The sequence below is a fragment of the Campylobacter canadensis genome (assembly GCF_013177655.1).
Lineage (GTDB): Bacteria > Campylobacterota > Campylobacteria > Campylobacterales > Campylobacteraceae > Campylobacter_E > Campylobacter_E canadensis.
Genome location: NZ_CP035946.1, coordinates 1,439,403 through 1,456,100, shown reverse-complemented (window position 1 = coordinate 1,456,100; position 16,698 = coordinate 1,439,403). Strand labels below are relative to the sequence as shown.

The window sequence follows — 16,698 nt, the reverse complement described above, 5'->3', positions numbered from 1 at the left end:
TTATTGCCAATCACTATAATTAGTGTTGATTGTAGTCTTACTTAAGCCAGAAATGTTTTTTAGTTTTTTCATAATATCTTCATTGCTAATTGAAGCGCCGCTAGGAACCTTTAATAAATATGGAGAAAAAGCACTCTCAACCCTACCGTATAAAGGAAATGAAGTATAAAAAGATGTGATTAATTCATTAGCTCTAAATACTGCTACACGGCATAAAACCATAGAGCGTTGTAAAAAGCCTTCTGTGTCAATTGCTTGTGATGTGTAAGTAGAAGCAATGCCTTCATTTGTTGCTAACACTTTAGTTTCTGCTTTAAAGCCGTTAAAATAATTATCTTCACAAGCGATTTCAAAATGACTAAGTTTTGTTAAATCGCTATAATCTTGTGGATTATAAGAACCTGTATTTATATTGCTACCTGTGTAAATATCTTTAAGATTAATTCTAATAGAGCTTGCACTTGGTGTTTTAAAGCTAGTATTTGTACCTATTGCTGTGTTTAAATATAATTTATTACCACTATTTAAAATTTGATGGTTCATATTTCCTAATCTATTTGTGATATTTAATTCCGAAACATCTTTTAAAATATCTTTTAATTGAGTTGTTTTAGCCCTTGTAGATGGTGTTGTTGTAGATACTGATGCACTTGCTGATGTTAAAGCTGCTGTGGTTGTATCTAGGTTTGCTAAGCTTTCTGTAGCACAAAATTGAGAATACCAGCTATTTTTTCTATAATCATCTTTGCAGTAATTTCCATTAGCGCTCATATCGTAAGGATAAGCACTTAAAATCCCGTAAAAGTATTTTAAAGCATTTGTTTGCTCTTGTTTAATACTTGTTGCATCAGCTAAAACTGCCATATTTAAAACTCTAGGAATGGCTGCTATACAAAATCCTATAATCACAATAGAAAAAACCAGTTCTATTAATGAAAAAGCCTTTTTCATCTATTTTCCTTTTCAAATTTAATTAGATAATTTGCTAAAGCATTTATTTTATCAAAATCACAAGAATTATATAAACTTGCCCTTAAACCACCAACTATTTTATGACCTTTTAAGCCTATTAAACCTTCTTTTGCTGCTTGGGTATGAAATTTTAAATCAAGCTCTTCGTTAGGAGTTTTAAAGCAAACATTCATTAAAGACCTATCTTCTTTAGCTGCTTTGCAAGTGTAAAAATTACTATTATCTAAAATATCATAAATTATTTTTGCTTTTTGCGTGTTTAATTCGTTTATTTTGTTTAAGCCACCTTGTTTTTTTAGCCATTTCATTTGTAAGGCAAAAATATAAATTGCAAAGCTTGATGGAGTGTTGTATAAAGAATTATTATCAACATAGGTTGAGTATTTAAACATTAAAGGAAGTTCTTTTTGTTTGCTTCTTTCATAAAAATCTTTTCTTACAATCATACAAGCAATACCAGCAATACCAGCATTTTTTTGCACCCCACCAAATAATACCGCTATATTTGAAAAATCAAGCTCTTTTGAAAAAAAATCAGAACTAGCATCAACTACTAGCGGACTTTTACTTTTTGGTAATTGTTTGTATTGTGTGCCTTGAACGGTATTGTTTGAGCAAATATAAAGATAACTTGCATTAATATCTTCAGGTATTTTAGGAATAAATTTGTAGCCACTGTCTTTTGATGATGCTACAAATTGAGCATTTATTTTTGCTAATTTTGCTTCATTTAATGCTTTTTGTGTCCAAACATCGGTATCTACATAAGCACAACTAAGATTATCAAGACTATAATTCATAGCAATTAAGCTAAATTGCATACTAGCTCCGCCTTGAATGAAAATAACATCATAATTATCATCTAATTTATATAATTGTTTTACATCTTCTTTTGCTTCGTTTAATAAGTCTTCAAAATATTTGCTACGATGAGAAATCTCCATAATTGAAAAACCATTGTTTTGATAGCTTAAAAGCTCATCTTGGGCTTGTTTTAATACTTCTAAGGGTAATTGGCTTGGACCTGCACTAAAATTATGAATTCTCATTTTTGCTCCTTTTTAAGATTTGGGCGTATTTTACACACTCGTTATTGCTTAGAGTTATAAAATCATTTTCTTTTAAATCTTGTAATTTTGTTATTTTATTGTCTTTTGTGATTTTAACATAATAAGCGACATTTTCAAAAAATTCTTTTTGAGAATTTAATATTTTTATAAAATAATTTAGCTTTTGCTCTTCTTTTTGCATTTTAAAGGCAAAACTTTGTTTTAATTTTTCTTCTTGAGAGCTTAGATGAAGGAAGGATTTTTCTATTTTGGTTAATAGATTTTTAATATTTATGTTACTTTCTTGTTTTTGTAATTGATTATTTTTTGATTCAAAAAATGCTTGTATTTTTTGCTTTAATTTTTCTTCTTTATTTAATAAGTCTTTTGAATAAGTGTTTATTTTATTGTTAAATTCTTTTTTGAAAAGTTGAATAAAGGCATTTAAGCCCTTTTCATAGTTTTCATAGTTTTTCATAATTTGAGTTTTTGAAAATTTTGATTGATAAAAAAGTAGCTGATTTTCAAAATAAGCTATTTTTTTGCTAAAAATATTTTTTAGCTTTTCTTTTTTATCATCTAAATTTTGTATTAAGTTAGCCTTATCGTAAAGTACAAATTCCATAGCAGCAGTAGGGGTTGCGCAATGATAACTAGCAGCATAATCGCTTAAATGAGTATCAATTTGATGTCCAATTCCTGTTATTATTGGGATATTTACACTAGCTATAAAACGCACTAATTCTTCATCATTAAAGCAAAATAAATCTTGTTTAGAGCCACCACCCCTCGCAATTATAATTACACAAGGATTAATGCTAATTGCCTTATTTAAGGCTTTTATTATGCTTTTTGCTGCCATATCGCCTTGAACTAAACAATCAAATAAATAAAGTTGGCTTAAGAAGGCTTTTTTATTACGATAAACTTTTAGCATATCTTGCATTGCAGCACTATTTAAAGCACTTACAATAGCTATTTTATTAATAAATTTTTTTAATGGTATTTGTTTATTAAAAAGATTTTCTTGATTTAGCTTTTTATAAAGTTGCTCAAATTGCTGTTGCAATAAGCCTAAAATATCTTTAATTATTATTTGAGTACATATAAATTGATATGTGCCGCTTTGAGAATATAGGCTTAATTTTCCTTTTAAAATTACTGAATTGTTATTTGATATTTTTGGTGCAAATTGGTTTGCGTTTGCAAACATAACACAAGAAATAGAATAAATAACATTATTTTTACTTTCTTTTAATTTAAAATACCAATGCCCACTTGCATAAGATTTTAATTCATCAATTTCGCCTTGAATATAGATGTTTAAAAAGTCTCTTTCAAGATAGTTTTTAACTAAATCATTTATTTGGCTTACCGAGTATGAATTATTTAAATCTTGGTTTAAAACTTGCATTATTTTTTAATTATAAACAAAGAACTTACACCAAAAGAATAAGTTTTAAATTCTAAAAGCTCTAAATCAAGTTGCTTTAACTCTTCTTTAAACTCGTTATTTGAGTAAAAATCATCAATAGAATTTGGTAAATATTCATAAGCTTGTTTGTTTTTGCTAATTAAAGCCCCAATGCTAGGTAGGATATTTTTTAAATAAAAATCTCTAATTTTTGCTATAAAACCACCTTTTTCTCTTTTAAAAAATTCTAATATTAATAAAATTCCATCTTTTTTAAGCACTCTTTTAAATTCTTTTAAAGCTTGTTCTTTTTCAACTACATTTCTAAAACCAAAGCTAATTGTGATTAAATCAACGCTTTCATCATCAAGTCCTAAAGCAGTAGCGTAAGCTTGTTTAAAATCTATATCGCTAAATCTTTGTTTTGCTATTTTTAGCATACCTTCACTTGGGTCAATTCCTATTAATTTTGTATGTTTTATATTTTTTAATAAAGCACACATATCAGCAGTACCACAAGCAACATCAACAATTACTAAATCGTCTTTATTTATGTGCTTTTGCACTCTTTTTATTGCATCTTGTCTCCATTTTGTATCTATTCCAAAGCTTAAAATTCTATTTGCTTTATCATAGCTTGGAGCAATCTCATTAAACATTTGTACTATTTTTTCTTGTTTTTGCATATTTATCCTAAATAATATTTTTTGCTAATTAAGCTTAGATTTTTAATATCTTTTAAAGTTGAGATTTTACATATTTTTTCTTTAATTTTTTTTATTTTTTTGTGGCTTTTAAAAAAGTCTATAAAATCGCATAAAAGTATGCAATATTCAATAAAATCTTTATTTTTATAACTTTTTAAAATATAAAATCTTAATAATTTTGCAAGTGTAAAAAAGAATAAATTATCTTTTTTTAAATAAAAATTGCAATTATCAAAGGCTATTAAATATAAATCATCGCTATCTTGTTTGTTTTTTAAGCTATTTATTATGTTCTCATCAAGTAAAAAAGCAAAAATATCTAATAAAATTCTTGCTTTTAATAAAGAATTTTGCTCAAGTAAAAAATATAAATAAATTCTAAAAGCGGTGCTTAGTTTAATACCGTAATTTAGACTTTTTAAACCATAAATGCTAGTAATTTTTAATCTTTCATATTCGTTAAAAATAAATAAATTTTCATCTTTTAAAAAGGTGCTTTTTAAATAAATATTATTTATTTTTTCAAGCATATAATCATCATTTATACTTCTTTTTATTTTAAGAGATTTTTCTTTAAAAGTAGGGCTATTATAATTAAATTCTTTGTAATTTATATCATTACAATTATCGCAATTTGCCTGTAAAAAAGTAATTTTATCATCGCAAATATCAATTTTGTAAAATTCTTTTTCATCTTTAATAAAATACTCTTTAATATTTTTAAATTCTTCATCGTTAAACGATAATTGTAAATAATGATTCATAAAATCTCCTTTGCTTGTATTTTATTAGCAATTAGAGCAATTTTCAAGATATGTTACAACTTTTATTTCATTAATTTTACTTTTTACTTCTTTTGCAAGCATTTGCTCGTACTCTTTTAAAAAGGCTTTTTCTTTATTTAAGTCATAAATATGCCCACAATTTTTGCAAATTAAATGAATATGCTCGTATTCATAAATATCATATCTTGTTTTTTTATTTGCAACTGCTATTTCAATTACTAGTCCTTCTTCAATCATAGTATTTAAATTTTTATAAACGGTTGCTAAAGATATTGTAGGGTTTTTAGCCTTTATTTGCTCGTACAATTCATCAATATTTGGATGCTCGTGTTTTAGCAATATGTTTAAGATACTAAGTCTTTGTGGTGTTGCTTTTAATTTTTTTTCTTTTAATAATTCAAGACAATCCATATTTTTAAAATCCTTTTTATTAGATAATATTTTTTATTAGAAAATAATACATGATGAAAATAAATATTTACATTTTTTTCATAAATTAAGTAAAAGGAGAAAAAATGAAAGCAAAAATTATTTATTGTAACGCTTGAAATTATGAACCGCATGCTGCAAGGCTTGCAGACGAACTCATAGGTTCTTTTGATGGAATAAGCGTTGAATTTCAAATTGGTTCTAAGGGTGATTTTATAATTATGCTTGATTCAGAGGTTATTTATTCTAAAAAGGATTTAATCGCTTGTGATAGCGAAAGATTTCCTTATGAAAATGAAATCACATCGCTTATTAAAGCTTATAAAAGGATTTAATTTCTTAAATCCTTTTTTTCTTACAATAAGACAGTAATTATTGTCCCAATTACAACTAAAGGTATGTTATAAAATATAAAAGTAGGTATGCAAACATCTTTTATGTGGTCGTTTTGCCCATCAGCATTAAGCCCAACATCAACACCCAAAGTAGCCTCACTAGCAGGAGAACCAGTATCCCCAACAGCACCAGCAGCAGCAATTAAGAAAATAATAGCCTCTTTACTAAAGCCAAATTCAACACAAATTGGTATAAATAAAGTAGCAATAATAGGTATAGTTCCAAAAGATGAACCAATTCCTAAGGTAATTAACAAACCAACACACATCATTATAAAGGCAATAATAATTTTATTTTGAGTTAGTATTGTTGCTAATTCTACAATTTGACTAATACCACCACTAGCTCTTAAAATACTTCCAAAACCAGCAGCAATTAACATTATAAATGCTACATAGCCCATTAATTCAAAACCTTGTTTAAAAATATTATTAATTTCTTTATAATCAATTCCTTTAGTAAGGCAAATTGCTAAAAATCCTAAAAGTGCTGATAATGGTAAAGAGCCTATTAATAATTGCATAATAAGAGTTATTATAAGACCAAAACTAACACTTAGCTCTTTTTTTGTAAATTGAATATTGCTTAAATCCTTATATTTTACTTCTAATTGCTTATATTCTCTAGGTTTGTAATAAAAAGCTAAAGAGCAAATTAAACCAAAAATCATAGGTATAAATAAATAAGGAGTTACGCTTGTTACCTCACTTAAAACAGTTGTTACACCTGAATTATTTAATTCTTTTGTAATTATATTAGCAAATATTAGTCCAAAACCAAGTGGCATAGTCATATAAGGAGTTGTAATACCAAAAGTAATAGCACAAGCAACTGCTCTTCTATCTATTTTAAGTTTATTAAATAAGCTTAAAAGTGGTGGTATTAAAATTGGTATAAATGCTATGTGAATTGGTATTAAATTCTGCGAAAAGCAAGAAAAAAACGCAATTGTTATTAATAATAATGCTTTTTTGTTTGATAAATATTTGCTAATTATTTTCACTAAATAAGCAGTTAAATTGCTATTACCAACCGCAATAGCCAAAGCACCAACTAAAACATAAGAAAGTGAGGTTTCTAAATTAGCGTGCATTCCTGTAATAAAATTATTCATAACATCATTTAAGCTTGAAAAAAATTCACTAAAATTAGAAAATTTTGCACTCATCATTCCAGCTAAAAGTCCTGAAACCAAGACCGCTAAAAAAACATTAAATCTTAAAACACAAAGTAAAAGCATTATAAAAACGCTTATTAAAACAGGGTTACTTAACATAGTTATCCTTTTAAAAATAATTTATAAAAATAAAAATAAAAAAATTGAAAAAATTAAATAAGTTTTAAGAATTAATGTAGATGCAAGAAAAAGTTTGAGTATTTAAATGAGAATTGAAAAATCTTTTTCATTGCATTTCCTTTTTTTGAATTTAAAAGTTTTATATTATGAAAAATAAGCTTAAATTATACTTAAAATAAGCTTATTTTTATAAAATTATAAAAAGTTATATAAAAGCACAAAGGCAATTGCACTAATAAAAGCACTAGCAGGTAGGGTTACAACCCAAGCAAGAGCTATTGGCTTCATAGTTTTAAAATTAGCATTTTTATTAAATACACCAATCCCAAGAACAGCACCTATTAAAACATGAGTTGAGCTAATTGGAATTCCAAATGCAGTTGCAAGTAAAATAACTATTGCTGCACCAAATTCAGCACTAAAACCTGTAGTTGGTTTAATCTTTGCTAGATTTTTTCCTACGGTTTTAATCACACTTTTACCTAAATACCAAAGTCCTAAAACTAAAGAAAAAGAAAAAACAAGCATAACAAAAGTAGGCACAGCAGCCTTTGCGTTTATAGTATTTTCGTGCAAGTAGTCTAAAATTGCAACAAAAGGACCTACAGCATTTGAAATATCATTTGCACCGTGAGAAAAGGCAAAAGTACAAGCAGTAAATATTTGAAACCAAGAAAAAATACGATTTACAGCCTTTTTTGGCTCTCCTTTTTTCATAATATTTATAATCCCACTGCTTAAAATATAAGCACTTACGCAAATTATTAAAATAACTAAAATAGTACTAAAATTGCTAAGTCCTGTATTTACATTTTTTAAAGCTTTATAAAATAGCATTGTGCTGATTACCAAAGCAATTAAAGATGCTAAAAGCGGGATTCTTGATGATAAAAGTTTATTTATATTTAGGTTTTTTTCTGCTTTGTTAAATTCTTTCATTTTTTCGTTGTAAGTAGAGTTTTGATTAAGTAAAATTCCATAAAGTTCGCTATGCTGATAGGATTTATCGCTTTGCATAAAAGTATCAATGTAATCTTTTTTGTAATTTTCTTTATCTTTTTTAATATTTTTTAATTCTATTGTTTTTTGTTTGATTGGAACTAGAATAAATTTAAAAATTAAAGCATAAATAATATAACTTAAAATTCCACCCATTAAAGGAGAAATAACCCAGCTTGAAACAATAGTTAAAATAACATTCCAATCTATGTTTGCTGATGGATTTATGTTTATTGCATTTAAACATAAAGCAGCTCCTAAAATACCACCAATTATTGAGTGAGTTGAGCTTACTGGAAGGCTTTTAAAAGTTGCTATAAAAATCCAAATACTAGAAGATATTAAAGCACTCATCATTACAAAGGCAAAATACTTTGCTTGCATACTCTCACCATTTGTAATTATTCCACTTTTAATTGTTGATGTTACTTCTCCGCCAGCAAAAAAAGCACCGCTAAATTCAAAAATCGCAGCTATTATTAAAGCTTGTTTTATTGTAAGAGTTTTTGCTCCAACACTGGTTCCAAAAGCGTTTGCTACATCATTTGCACCAATATTAAAAGCTAGGAAAAATCCAAAAATTGCAGCTATTATGAAAAAAATATATGCGTTTGTGTAAGAATAACCCCAATATAAAAAAGCAATGCAGACTAAAGCGTATGCAATACCTATAAAAATATTATCTTTTGACATTTATCACCTTTTATTAAAATTGAAGTGAAATTGTTATAAAATTAGCTTAAATTATTTTTAAAAAGGAAAAAAATGATTAAAAATGCAGCCATTGATATAGGCTCAAATACTTTAAAAATAGCATATTTAAAAAATAATAAATTAAAAAATTATGAAAAGGTTTTAAACCTTGCTTTGTTTGTGCAAAATAATTGTTTAAATGCTGATGGAATTAAAGTTTTAATAAATGAATTTACTTATTTAAGCACTATTTTTGATTTAAAGAATGCTTTTGCGCTTAGTACAGCAGTTTTTAGAAGAATAAATAATGCAAAAGAGATTTTAGAGCTTTTATATAAAAAATTTAATTTAAAGGTGCAAATATTAACTCAAGAAGAAGAAGCTGCTTTAACAAGATTAGCTAATAAAAATTTAGGCTATGATGATTTTTATTTAGTTGATATTGGCGGAAATTCTTGTGAAATTACTTCAAATGATGAAAAAATTTATTTTGATTTTGGCTTACTTAGTATTTATGAAGAATATAAAAAAAGTAAAGCGAATTTAAGAGATTTTGTGCAAGAATTTTTAAATAAAAAAATAAATAATTTTAAATTAAAAGAAGGCTTAAAAATAGTTTTAACAAGCAAAAGTGCTATTTTTGCAAAAAGTTTAAAGGAAAATAAATATTATAAAGATGTTGATGATACTCTTTATCATAAACAATTAATAAATAAAGATGAAATTATAAATCTAAGTAATTTTTTAGAAACAAGTAACGAAGAACAAATTGAATTTATAATTGGAAAGAACAGAAAATTCGCTGTTTTAATTGCTTGTTATTTGCTAAATTTTTTATTTAAAGAAGATACTTTTATAATAAGTTCATTTTCAATAAAAGAAGCTTTGCTTATTAAACATAATATTTTAAAATAAGATTTTTTTAATTTTAATGGAGAGTTTGGCCTACTGGTGTAGCCCGATGACTTCAAATCATTAGGCAGGATAGTTGACTATGTTGCGAGAGGTTCGATTCCTCTACTCTCTAGCCAAAAAAGGAGATGAGTTGCAAGGTAAAATTAATGATGTAGATAGTTTTGTAAAATATACCGTTGTAATGTTATTGGTAACTCATATTGCATATTTGTGTGGTTTTTATTTTTTTGGAATTTATATTTTACAAGATTTTTTTATAATGCAAATTTTTATTTGTGCAAGTTTATATTATTTTGTATTTATAAAAAAGATACTTTATAACTTAGCAACAATTTTTGCACATATTGTAATTATGCTCACTTGCTGTTATTGCACTTATAAATTAGGTTGGGGTTACGGTTTTAGCGTTATTATTGTCTTATTACTTTCTTTAGGTTATATGCAAGATATACGCTCATCTACTTTACCGCTTGTAGTTGGAATAACTGAGATGATTTTGTTTTTTATAACATTTTATTTTACAAAAGATACTCCAAATTATCCAAGCCCTTATATGGTTTATATTAACATTTTAAATAGTTTAGGAATGTTTATTGTAATAGTAATTTATACTAAATTTTATGAAAGACAAAATATTCAAATTTTAGATGATTTAAACGAACAACAAAATATATTAAGATACAAAGCTGAAAACGACTATCTTACAGGTCTTTTAAATCGTAGAGCTATGAATATTATTTTAGAAGAAAGCTCAAATAAATTTAAAAATTCAAAAATTAATTCTTTTGCGATTGCAATAGCTGATATTGATAATTTTAAAAATATAAATGATACTTATGGACATAATTTTGGAGATGTAGTATTGCAAAATTCTGCTAATGTTTTTAAGCAGCATTTAAACAAAAAAAATATTTATATTTCAAGATGGGGCGGAGAAGAATTTTTAATTGCTTTTATTAATTATTCTTTTGATGATGTAAAAAAAATGAGTGATAATTTTGTGAAAAATTATTCTTTATACAAGCACAAAGATTTAAAAAATAATATAAGTGCAACAATCACATTAGGAGTAGCTTTTACTCACAGTATTTTTAATGTTGATAGTATGTTAACTAAGGCTGATGGTGCTTTGTATAATGGCAAGAATAATGGAAAAAATCAAGCAATATTTGTAAATATTTAAGAGCAGTAGGATGGGAACTTTTTTGAACAAGCAAGATTTAGAAATGGCATTAAAAATAGGTAAGGCTATTTGTGTTTTATTTTGTGTTCTACACATTATTTTAGGTATTATTTTATGGCATTATAGTTTTGTAATTCCTGCTATGGTTTCATATTTTATAAGTGCTATGTATATTATTGTACTTAAAGCAGTTAGAAAAGATAATATAAATGTAATAGCCTTTGCTATTCACACAGCTTGTATTTTGTATGCTTGTAGTATGAATTTTTATTTTGGCTGGGATTTTGGTGCGGAATACTTTTTATTGCCTTGTATTGCGTTTTGTTATGTTGGTGATTATAAAAGTAGTAAGATTGTATATTTAATCGCCTTTATTCAAACCTTTGTTTTTGAATTATTATATTATTTAATTGAAGTAAAAAATATAGGTTTTAATTATAACTTTGTTGTAAATGGTAAGAATTTAGATGAAATCTTTTACATAGGACATTCATTTATTGCTACTTCAATTATATTTTTAGCTATGTATTTATTAAGAATTAGACTTACAATTTCTATTAAAGATAAAGAAGAAACTAATTTGGTTTTAGAATACAATGCCTCAATAGATTCGCTAACTGCTTTATTAAATAGAAGAGCCTTTATTGAAAAAATAAAAAAGCAAAAAGATATAAATAATTTTTGCTTTGCAATTATGGATATAGATTTTTTTAAAAAAATTAATGATAATTATGGACATAACGCAGGAGATGAGGTATTAAAAGTATGTGCAACATTGCTTAATAAAAATTTTAGTGATGATATTGTTTGTAGATGGGGTGGAGAGGAATTTATTGTTTTTTCTACTCGTTTTGATAAAGAAAACTTTTATGAAAAATGTGATAATTTTAGAAAAGAATTTGCAAAATACCCATTTTATCAAGGGCAATTTTTATCAAGTGTTTCAATAGGTGCTGCTGTATTTAAACTTGTATTTAATTACAACGATTTTGATAAATACATACAGCTTATAGACAATAATTTGTATTATGTAAAAAATAATGGCAAAAATTCTGTATTAATTAAAGAATATGAATATCAAAATTAAGAATTTATTATCAAAAAAAGACGCAAGTTTAAAAGAGATTGGTAATTTTGATACCCTAATTACTATTACCTTAATGGTTGCGATTTTAGGACATATATTTTATTGCATTGTTTTTTATTTTTTCAATAAAAGTGAGATATTTGAGGTTAAGGTAGTAGAATTATTTATTTCTATTAGTATGTTTATCATTTGGACTTCTACTAAGAAATTTTATAATTTTTTCGTTGCTTATATTCATTTTAATATTATGTTTGCTTGTTTTAACTGTATGAATATTTTTGGCTTTAACTATGGCTTTTTATGTATAATGATATTAATGCTTTCTTTAGGTTATATTCACAATTATAAAAATCAAGCTGTACCTATAATATTGTCTATTTTTGAAAGTATTGCTATTACGCTTGGAGTTTATATTTTTGGAGATACGCAAATTCCTGATGGTGTTTTTGCGCAAATAATTTATGTAAGTGGTTTTATATTTTTAGTAATAATTGTTATTTTTTATGCGATTATTACCGATAGTATTCATATTATTCAAGAAAGAAGTGCTGAAGATATGAATTTAGTTTTAAATCAAGAAAATAAATACGACCATTTAACGCAGCTTTTAAACAGACAAGCAATGATAAATATAATTGCCTATAAAATTCAAGAAGTAGATAATATTGGAGATTTATCAATATCAGCAGCCTTAATTGATATAGATAATTTTTATGATGTAAATACAAAGTATGGTTATAATTTTGGTGATACGGTTATAAAAAATATTGCAAATATTTTACAAGAAAGTTTAGATAATAATAAAAATGTTTTTATTTCAAGATGGGGTGGAAATGAATTTTTATTATTCTTTACAAATTCATCTATGAAAGAAGTAGAAAGTACACTAGAGCTTATTAAAAATCATATAGCAAATTATTCACATTCAGATGGATATCATTTGCAAAAATGTACAATCTCTGTTGGTTTATGCTATGCTAATGGTATTGTTGATATTGACACTCTTCTTAGTAAGACAACAGATAATTTGCTAAAAAGCAAACAAAATGGTAAAAATCAAATAACTAGCGAGGTTATAGAATGATTGCAAAAACAAGTAATTTAAAAATAGCAAATTCAAATATAGTATTTTTTAAAAGATTGTTTTTAATAAATAGTATTTATTTATCTTTTTTAATTTTACTGGTTTTAGCATTTGATTGCTATGTAGCATTTTATGTTTTTTTTGCCTTGCTTTTATCTTATTGTGCTGCTTTACTTATTTCTATTTTAAGATATGTTAATTTATGTATTTTTTTCTTTCATTTTAACAATATCGCCATTGCTATTTTAGCTAATATATTTTTTTCTAATGGCTTTGGTTTTGAGTTATTTTTGCTTATAAATATTTCTTATTGTTATGTTGGTAATTTTAAAAGAAAATTATCAATTTTTTATTTATTGGGAATTAGTACTTTTATTTATTTGTTATTATATTATGCAGAGTTATTTGAAGTTTTTAATGCAATTTATTATGAAAAAGTTGAGCAATACCGTTTATATTTTTTAATTTTCAATCTTGCCTTTTTATGTTTAAATTTTATCGGTGCTTTATTGTTTATGAGAAAAAAGATTATTACAAATATAGAACAAAAGCACTTTACTCAAATTTTATTAAAAGAAAATATTTCAAAAGACTATCTAACAGGGCTTTTTAACCGCTGGGGCTTTTTAGCAGAACTGGAAAAATATAATACTCAAATTAATGTTAATTTTGCTTTAATTGATATTGATAATTTTAAGTATGTAAATAGTAATTTTGGTTTTGAATGTGGAGATGATTTTTTGATTAAAAGCGCAAATTTACTTAAAAAAACCTTTCATAACAGCCTAGTTTGTAGATGGTCATCAGAGCAATTTATTATTTTTAATACAACGCTAAATAATCAAGATTTTGTGAATAAAGCTGATGAATTTAGAAATTATTTTAAGGCTTTTAATTTTAAGTTAAAAGATAATTTTTATAGAGCAACGGTTTCAATTGGTTGTGTTGGTATTATTGGAGAATTTTCTATTTTACAGCTTGAAAATATAATTACAGAAATCAATAAAAATTTATATTTATCAAAGCAACACAAAGATGAATTAAACGCAAGTAAGATGTAGTTGCTATCTTACTTGTGTAAATTTTGAATTTTTAGCATTCATAATATTTATTTTGTAATATATTTGGTTGTTTATAAAGTCTTCATCAAAATATTTTTTATCACTATTGTATGTTTCATTAAATAAATAATCAAGCCCAACGCTAGTAGAATAAGCTATCCAGTTATAAGCTATATTTTGCCCTAGTAAATTATTATAGTATTCTAAGATAGGCTCAATTTTTCCAATTGAATTTGCAAAGTAAAACATATTTCTTTCATTTTCCTGCGTCAAACTTAAAAAGCTAGGAGAGTAATTAATCTGAGTACTTAAATATATTTTAGGGCTAAGCTCATTTGCACGAATTTGCGTTGCAATTAGCGTTGTTTTAATAAGCGGTAGATTAAAGAATATACTCGCATTATTTAATTTAATATTATCTTTTACCAAAGCGTTTATATTGGAGTTATTTTGATTTACCACATAGGTTGATTTTACATAAGCTTGTTCATTTATCATATTGCTTAAGCTTGAACTTAATAAACTTTGGTCTTTAAATATAACAATATTTTCATTAGCATAATTTAATAAACTTGCTATTTGTTCATCATAGCTTATACTTCCAAAATATACATTAATTCCTATATTAGGGAAATTTTCTTTTTTAGCTAAAGGATTAAATATTTTAACATTATTTATGTTTTGCGATAAATAATTAATACCTTCATTTTGAAAGCCTGTTATAATTAAATTATATTTTGATAAAGCAGGGAGAATTTCTGCAATTTTTTGTGGATTTTCATCTCCTGTATAAAAAACATTTAAATGCACATTAGCTTGAGTATTTAATAAATAAGCTGTACTTGGAGAAATTATGCTATTTGCATAAGATTTTATAATTTTTTCAGGTATTAAAATAGCTATTTTTATATCATCTAATTTGCTTTGTTTTGGTAGTTGAATATAATCTTTACCATTTAATAATAAATTATATATTTTCTCAAGCTCATCGTCTTGCGAATTAAATCTTGCTAAATAACTTATATACAAACCATCATAAAGTAATTGTTTTAAACACATATCATTACATAAATTTAATTCTAAATTTACATATTTTACATCAGCAGGTGGAGTTTGCATTAATACTGTTTTTTGTGCAAAAAGGCTAGCGCAAAGCATACTAGATAATAAAATTTTTTTCATTCTTTCTCCATTAGTAATTTTAAACTTTGTTCAAAAATCTCAATTTTATTAGGATTTTTTTGTAAATATTCAATACTAAAACTAGTTATAACTTCAATTATTTTACCATTTAAAAATAATATATTTTTACAGCAAAAATTTTTTTTACTTAAATTAAAATATTCTAATAAATCTTTATCTAAAAGCAAAACTTTTTTAATATCAAAATAAATAAGTTCATTTATGGTATAAGGAAGGCATTTAATAATATTTTCTTTATCATTACTAAAATCACATTTTGTAATAGGACTTATAAAAATTTCTTCTTTTTTTATATTTACTTTTTCTAAATATTTTTCTAAAAATAAAATTTCTTTAGCTGCTAATTGTTTTTTAGTAATAATAAAAATCTTAGTTTTTGTATTTGCTAAAATGTAATTTGCTTTTTTGCTTTTATGCAAAATACATAATTTACACTGATTTATTTGTTTTAAATTGTATAAATTATTATAATTTAAATTGCTTTTTAAAAAATGTTGATTAAAGGCTTTTTTGTAAAATAATTCTCTTTTCATTTTTTTATTTTATTAAATTAAGTTAAAAATATTTTAATCTTTTCTGTGTTATAATATAAGCTTTAATTTTTTTTAAAGGAATAAATATGCCAAAAAGAACATATCAACCACATAACACACCAAGAAAAAGAACTCACGGATTTCGTGCAAGAATGAAGACTAAAAATGGACGCAAAGTTTTAAGCGCAAGAAGAGCAAAAGGTAGAAGAAGATTAGCAGTTTAAAAGAATTTTCTAGTATAAATTCTCAAAAAGAGTTTAATAGAATTTATAAACAAAACCAAAAGTGGTTTAATAAAGCTTGTGTTGTATATTATGACAAGAAGCAAAGTAAAACATACGCAGTTATTGCAAGTAAAAAAGTAGGCTGCGCAGTGTATAGAAATAAGGCTAGAAGGCTAATAAAAGCAATTTTTTTAAGATTATACGAACAACTTGAAAGCGGAGAATATGTTTTTATAATAAAAAAAGAACTTTTTGAGCTTAGTTTTTGCGAATTAGAGAAAAATATAAAATGGAGCCTTAAAAAACTTGGAGCGATAAAGGAAGATAAAATTGAAAAAACAAGCAATAATATTAATTAATTTTTATAGAACTTTTTTAAGTCCTTTAAAACCAGCTTGTTGTAGATTTTATCCTACTTGTTCTCAATATGCCTTAGAGCAATTTAAATACAATTCTTTTTTCATTGCCTTATATAATAGTGTTTTTAGAATTTTAAAATGTAACCAATTAAATGATGGTGGTTTTAATTATGCTATAAGAAAAATCAAAAAAAATAATACTTTATTGTTTTTAAAGGGTCAAAACAAATTAGATAAGTTAAAATTTTTATTTGTTCCTTACAAAAATGAAAAATATTTTATAATTAAAATTATATTTAAAGGATAAA

18 protein-coding genes, 1 tRNA gene and 1 pseudogene are annotated in these 16,698 nt (G+C 25.0%); 10 read left to right on the top strand and 10 right to left on the bottom strand.

What is annotated here, in order from left to right:
* Genes CCANL266_RS06970 through CCANL266_RS06945 form a run of 6 tightly spaced genes read right to left on the bottom strand, consistent with a single transcriptional unit; the run spans nucleotide 1 to nucleotide 5,338 of the window.
* On the bottom strand, nucleotides 1-951 hold the full coding sequence (locus tag CCANL266_RS06970; protein WP_172233292.1) for a type II secretion system protein: 951 nt from the start codon (nucleotides 949-951) through the stop codon (nucleotides 1-3).
* Nucleotides 948-2,021 carry a 3-phosphoserine/phosphohydroxythreonine transaminase gene (gene serC, locus CCANL266_RS06965; protein WP_172233289.1) on the bottom strand — a complete coding sequence of 358 codons (1,074 nt, stop codon included), beginning with the start codon at nucleotides 2,019-2,021 and terminating at the stop codon, nucleotides 948-950. The genes CCANL266_RS06970 and serC overlap by 4 nt, the downstream gene beginning before the upstream one ends.
* Nucleotides 2,008-3,435, bottom strand: coding sequence for an exodeoxyribonuclease VII large subunit (xseA, locus tag CCANL266_RS06960; protein WP_172233286.1), 1,428 nt, complete (start codon nucleotides 3,433-3,435; stop codon nucleotides 2,008-2,010). The genes serC and xseA overlap by 14 nt, the downstream gene beginning before the upstream one ends.
* Entirely contained in the window at nucleotides 3,435-4,121 is a 687-nt protein-coding gene (ubiE, locus tag CCANL266_RS06955; protein ID WP_172233283.1) for a bifunctional demethylmenaquinone methyltransferase/2-methoxy-6-polyprenyl-1,4-benzoquinol methylase UbiE, read from the bottom strand. Before ubiE ends, xseA begins: the two co-directional genes overlap by 1 nt.
* 2 nt (nucleotides 4,122-4,123) lie before the next feature.
* Entirely contained in the window at nucleotides 4,124-4,906 is a 783-nt protein-coding gene (locus CCANL266_RS06950) for a hypothetical protein (protein WP_172233280.1), read from the bottom strand.
* 24 nt (nucleotides 4,907-4,930) lie between these two features.
* Nucleotides 4,931-5,338 (bottom strand): Fur family transcriptional regulator, encoded by a 408-nt coding sequence (locus tag CCANL266_RS06945; RefSeq protein ID WP_172233278.1) that lies wholly within the window; start codon nucleotides 5,336-5,338, stop codon nucleotides 4,931-4,933.
* 149 nt (nucleotides 5,339-5,487) lie between these two features.
* On the opposite strand from CCANL266_RS06945, the pseudogene CCANL266_RS06940 reads away from it, so the two are divergent.
* Nucleotides 5,488-5,691, top strand: a pseudogene (locus CCANL266_RS06940) (Rdx family protein); the annotation flags it as partial.
* A 20-nt stretch (nucleotides 5,692-5,711) separates the two neighbouring features.
* On the opposite strand, the gene CCANL266_RS06935 reads toward CCANL266_RS06940, so the two are convergent.
* Both CCANL266_RS06935 and CCANL266_RS06930 read right to left on the bottom strand, forming a co-directional pair.
* The gene (locus CCANL266_RS06935; RefSeq protein ID WP_224316020.1) at nucleotides 5,712-7,034 is read right to left on the bottom strand and encodes a Na+/H+ antiporter NhaC family protein; all 1,323 of its coding nucleotides are present in this window, start codon (nucleotides 7,032-7,034) and stop codon (nucleotides 5,712-5,714) included.
* 210 nt (nucleotides 7,035-7,244) lie between these two features.
* A complete protein-coding gene (locus CCANL266_RS06930; protein ID WP_172233274.1) occupies nucleotides 7,245-8,741 on the bottom strand; it encodes an inorganic phosphate transporter in 1,497 nt (498 codons plus the stop codon).
* A 72-nt stretch (nucleotides 8,742-8,813) separates the two neighbouring features.
* On the opposite strand from CCANL266_RS06930, the gene CCANL266_RS06925 reads away from it, so the two are divergent.
* The 6 genes from CCANL266_RS06925 (at nucleotide 8,814) to CCANL266_RS06900 (ending at nucleotide 14,071) form a co-directional block, all read left to right on the top strand.
* Nucleotides 8,814-9,656 (top strand): Ppx/GppA phosphatase family protein, encoded by an 843-nt coding sequence (locus tag CCANL266_RS06925; RefSeq protein ID WP_172233272.1) that lies wholly within the window; start codon nucleotides 8,814-8,816, stop codon nucleotides 9,654-9,656.
* A gap of 17 nt (nucleotides 9,657-9,673) precedes the next feature.
* Nucleotides 9,674-9,772 (top strand) — tRNA-Sec (locus CCANL266_RS06920).
* A gap of 14 nt (nucleotides 9,773-9,786) precedes the next feature.
* A complete protein-coding gene (locus CCANL266_RS06915) occupies nucleotides 9,787-10,839 on the top strand; it encodes a GGDEF domain-containing protein (RefSeq protein WP_172233271.1) in 1,053 nt (350 codons plus the stop codon).
* A 10-nt stretch (nucleotides 10,840-10,849) separates the two neighbouring features.
* Nucleotides 10,850-11,926: a GGDEF domain-containing protein gene (locus tag CCANL266_RS06910; protein WP_172233270.1), complete on the top strand. Its 1,077-nt coding sequence runs from the start codon at nucleotides 10,850-10,852 to the stop codon at nucleotides 11,924-11,926.
* Complete coding sequence (locus CCANL266_RS06905) at nucleotides 11,910-13,010, top strand: GGDEF domain-containing protein (RefSeq protein WP_172233269.1); 1,101 nt, start codon at nucleotides 11,910-11,912, stop codon at nucleotides 13,008-13,010. The genes CCANL266_RS06910 and CCANL266_RS06905 overlap by 17 nt, the downstream gene beginning before the upstream one ends.
* Nucleotides 13,007-14,071: a GGDEF domain-containing protein gene (locus CCANL266_RS06900; RefSeq protein ID WP_172233268.1), complete on the top strand. Its 1,065-nt coding sequence runs from the start codon at nucleotides 13,007-13,009 to the stop codon at nucleotides 14,069-14,071. The genes CCANL266_RS06905 and CCANL266_RS06900 overlap by 4 nt, the downstream gene beginning before the upstream one ends.
* A gap of 3 nt (nucleotides 14,072-14,074) precedes the next feature.
* Here CCANL266_RS06900 and CCANL266_RS06895 read toward each other — a convergent pair whose 3' ends face one another.
* Together CCANL266_RS06895 and CCANL266_RS06890 are read right to left on the bottom strand one after the other, a co-directional pair.
* Nucleotides 14,075-15,253, bottom strand: coding sequence for a hypothetical protein (locus CCANL266_RS06895; protein WP_172233266.1), 1,179 nt, complete (start codon nucleotides 15,251-15,253; stop codon nucleotides 14,075-14,077).
* The gene (locus tag CCANL266_RS06890) at nucleotides 15,250-15,807 is read right to left on the bottom strand and encodes a uracil-DNA glycosylase family protein (protein WP_172233264.1); all 558 of its coding nucleotides are present in this window, start codon (nucleotides 15,805-15,807) and stop codon (nucleotides 15,250-15,252) included. The genes CCANL266_RS06895 and CCANL266_RS06890 overlap by 4 nt, the downstream gene beginning before the upstream one ends.
* Nucleotides 15,808-15,893: 86 nt before the next feature.
* On the opposite strand from CCANL266_RS06890, the gene rpmH reads away from it, so the two are divergent.
* The 3 genes from rpmH to yidD are packed head-to-tail and all read left to right on the top strand — an operon-like array spanning nucleotide 15,894 to nucleotide 16,697.
* Nucleotides 15,894-16,031 (top strand): 50S ribosomal protein L34, encoded by a 138-nt coding sequence (gene rpmH, locus CCANL266_RS06885; RefSeq protein ID WP_172233262.1) that lies wholly within the window; start codon nucleotides 15,894-15,896, stop codon nucleotides 16,029-16,031.
* Nucleotides 16,019-16,390: a ribonuclease P protein component gene (gene rnpA, locus CCANL266_RS06880; protein WP_224316018.1), complete on the top strand. Its 372-nt coding sequence runs from the start codon at nucleotides 16,019-16,021 to the stop codon at nucleotides 16,388-16,390. The genes rpmH and rnpA overlap by 13 nt, the downstream gene beginning before the upstream one ends.
* Entirely contained in the window at nucleotides 16,362-16,697 is a 336-nt protein-coding gene (gene yidD / locus CCANL266_RS06875) for a membrane protein insertion efficiency factor YidD (protein ID WP_172233259.1), read from the top strand. The genes rnpA and yidD overlap by 29 nt, the downstream gene beginning before the upstream one ends.
* Nucleotide 16,698: the final 1 nt, after the last annotated feature.